This is a genomic window from Propioniciclava sp., assembly GCF_036744435.1.
Classification (GTDB): domain Bacteria; phylum Actinomycetota; class Actinomycetes; order Propionibacteriales; family Propionibacteriaceae; genus Propioniciclava.
On record NZ_DAIOIA010000097.1, the window covers coordinates 8,443 to 11,743 of the forward strand.

The 3,301-nt window shown below is 71.2% G+C and carries 3 protein-coding genes; all 3 read left to right on the forward strand.

Annotated features, from left to right (window positions below):
• Positions 1-542: ABC transporter permease (locus tag V7E09_RS11670; RefSeq protein ID WP_324512032.1), on the forward strand; the 542-nt coding region annotated here is incomplete at its 5' end.
• Complete coding sequence (locus V7E09_RS11675) at positions 539-2,212, forward strand: ABC transporter ATP-binding protein (protein ID WP_324512033.1); 1,674 nt, start codon at positions 539-541, stop codon at positions 2,210-2,212. The genes V7E09_RS11670 and V7E09_RS11675, both read left to right, overlap by 4 nt.
• A gap of 22 nt (positions 2,213-2,234) precedes the next feature.
• Entirely contained in the window at positions 2,235-2,774 is a 540-nt protein-coding gene (locus V7E09_RS11680) for a dihydrofolate reductase family protein (RefSeq protein ID WP_324512034.1), read from the forward strand.
• Positions 2,775-3,301: the final 527 nt, after the last annotated feature.

The following is a 3,301-nucleotide window of genomic DNA, read 5'->3' on the forward strand; positions in this document are numbered from 1 at the left end:
TCGGGCTCGTGTCGGGCTTCGTCGGCGGACGCCTCGACGCCGTCCTCATGCGGCTCGTGGACGTCATGCTCGCCATCCCCGGCCTGCTGCTGGCGATGGCCGTCATCGCCGCACTCGGGTTCGGCATCACCAACGTGGCCATCGCCGTCGGGATCGCCTCGGTGGCGTCGTTTGCGCGGCTGCTGCGCGCCGACGTGATGCGCGTGCGCCGCGCTCCCTATGTGGAGGCCGCCTTCGCCGGAGGCGAGCGCACCGGCTGGGTGATCCTGCGGCACGTGCTGCCGAATGCTTGGGGGCCCGTCGCCTCCCTGATCACCCTCGAACTGGGGCAGGCCGTCCTGGCCGTCGCCGCCCTGAGCTTCCTCGGCTACGGCGTCGTGCCGCCCGACCCCGAATGGGGGTCGCTGATCTCGGAGGGCCGCGCCTACCTGGCGACGAGCTGGTGGCTCACCATGCTCCCCGGGTTCGTCGTCGTCGCGGTCGTGCTGTCGGCGAACCGCATCAGCCAGGCCATCCAGCGCCGGGACGGAGTGATCCGATGACCGTCACCACCGAGCAGCCCGTCGGGACGCCTGAGCCGGTGCTCAGCGTCGGCGACCTCGCCATCAGCTACACCTCCCGAGGCCGTCGCACGGCGGCGGTGCAGGGCGTGGCGTTCAGCGTCGGGCCCGGCGAAACCGTCGCGCTGGTGGGGGAGTCCGGCTCCGGCAAGACGACCACCGCCCACGCCATCGTCGGGCTGCTGCCCGGCAGCGCCCACCGCGACGCGGGCGCGATCGTGCTCGGCGAGACCGACATCGCGGGCTGGTCGCAGCGCCGGCTGGCCACCATCCGCGGCCGTCACGTCGGCTTCGTTCCGCAAGACCCCGGCGTCGCTCTCAACCCGGTGCAGCGCATCGGCGTCCAGGTGGCCGAGCCGCTGCGCATCCACGGCCTGGCCGGGCGCGCCGAGGCGGACGCCCGCGCCCTGGAGATCCTCGCCCAGGCCGGGCTGGACGACCCCCAGGCCGTCGCGCTGCGCTATTCGCACGAACTGTCCGGCGGCCAGCGGCAGCGCGTCCTCATCGGGATCGCCCTGGCCTGCGACCCGCCACTCATCATCGCCGACGAACCGACCTCCGCCCTCGACGTCACCGTGCAGAAGGTGGTCCTCGATCACCTGCAGGAGCGCACCCGGGAGGCCGGGGCGTCCGTGCTACTGATCACGCACGACCTAGGCGTCGCGGCGGACCGCGCCGACCGGATCATCGTCATGCAGGGCGGCCGCATCGTGGAGGAGGGGCCCGCCTCGCGCGTCCTGGGGGCGCCCGAGCACGAGTACACTCGACGCCTCGTCGCCGCCGCGCCCTCGCTGCAATCCCATCGGCTGTCAGCCACCCCGGGGACACCCGTCCCGCGGGAGCGCGGCGACGATGTGGTGCTGGAGTTGGCAGGGATCGCCCGGCGCTACGTCAGCCGCGCGGGCGGCCGGACGCGGGAGGTGGTGGCCGCCCGTGACGTCAACCTCAGCGTCCGGGCGGGACGGACCACTGCCCTGGTGGGCGCGTCCGGTTCGGGGAAGACCACCGTCGCCCGGATCGCGAGCCGGCTGGTGGAGCCGGACGCGGGCCGCGTCCTGCTGGGAGGACGAGACATCACGACGGCGACAGGGGCCGATCTGCGTGAGCTGCGCCGGGGACTGCAACTCGTCTACCAGGATCCCTTCGGCTCCCTGGACCCGCGGATGCGCATCCTCGATACGGTCGCCGCTCCGCTGCGGGCCTACCGGATCGGTGATCGGGCCTCCCGCGCACGTGCGGCGGCGGGGCTGCTCGATCGCGTTCAGCTACCCGCCGACCTGCATCGCCGACTTCCCGCGGAGTTGTCGGGTGGCCAGCGGCAGCGCGTCGCGATCGCGCGGGCGCTGGCCCTCAACCCGAGGGTTCTGATCCTGGACGAGCCCGTCTCGGCCCTGGACGTCTCCGTGCAGGAACAGTTGCTGCAGCTCCTCACCGACCTGCAGTCCGAACTGGGACTCGGCTACCTGTTCATCACCCACGACCTGGCCGTCGTCCGGCAGATCGCCGACGAGGTCGCGGTGATGAACAAAGGGGAGGTCGTCGAGGCGGGAACGGTCGCCGACCTGTTTGAGAATCCGCACGACCCCTACACCGTGGAGTTGCTGGCAGCGATTCCAGGACGGGGGCTCGCCTCCTCCACGACCACCGGGTAGCCCGGCGCCATAGGGTGAGGCGATGACGACGTTCCACGCGTTCCTGGGGTGCAGTCTCGACGGGTTCATCGCCGGCCCGTTGGGGGAGCTGAGCTGGCTCACCGACTTCGACGAGGTGCTGGGCGACACCGGGTTCGACGCCTTCTTCGCCTCGATCGAGGCGATGGCGATGGGACGCGTGACCTACGAGGCCATGCTGCAGTTCGACCCCGCCTTCTATCGCGGCGTGCCGATCCACGTCCTCTCGCGCACCCTCGGCCCTGGAGCCCGCCCGAACCTGGGCGGTTCGACGGTGACGGTGCACCCGGATCTACCCGCACTGGTCGACGCCTTGACCGCCGCCCACGTCACGCGCGCCTACGCCGACGGCGGGCGCACCGTGCAGGCTCTGCTCGCCGCCGGCCTGCTCGCGGACCTCGTCCTCACCCGCGTGCCAGTGCTTCTGGGGGAGGGCGTCCCGCTGTTCGGGCCACTTCCCGCGCCGGTGCCCGCACAGTTGGAGTCCGTCCGGCAACTGCCCGCAGGTGCCGTCCAGTCGACCTACCGGTTCGGGGCGGCGTAGGGCTGACATATCCGCGTGCCAGAATGGGGGAATGCGCAGGCGACCACGCGAGGGACTCAAGCCATAACGCCGGTCCGCCCTTCACCGAGGGACAGCGGGCCGGGGTTCCGTTCCTCGGAGGCTTGCCTTGTCTCGTACCAACGCCCACGTTCCGCTGCAGGTGCGCATCGCTCGTGGCGACATTCACCGTCGTGCCGTCCACGACCACACCAATGGGGTGTGTGACCTGCCTGCTCCCCTTGCACCGGATGCGCTCGTGAACCGGGCAGGGCACTGTCACTGGGAATGGCGTGACGACGGGGTGGGGCTCTGCCCCTGTGAGATGTGCCACCTGGGTGCTCAGAATCGCCGCGAACGCCGCCGCGACCGGCAGCGCACTCGCCGGGAGTTGAAGGCCGAGGCGGCCCGAGGCACAGAGCGTAACGCGGTCTAGCGGGGGCCACTCTCCCTGTCGCAGGCGCGAGTGACTAGATGTACTGACCGGGCAGGTTGGTTGAATGACTGCGGCCTACGAACGTGAAGACCTC

Bases quoted from the DNA above. Each gene is read 5' to 3' on its own strand.
- V7E09_RS11680 (WP_324512034.1), top strand. From the start codon at position 2,235: ATGACGACGTTCCACGCGTTCCTGGGGTGCAGTCTCGACGGGTTCATC.
- V7E09_RS11675 (WP_324512033.1), top strand. From the start codon at position 539: ATGACCGTCACCACCGAGCAGCCCGTCGGGACGCCTGAGCCGGTGCTC.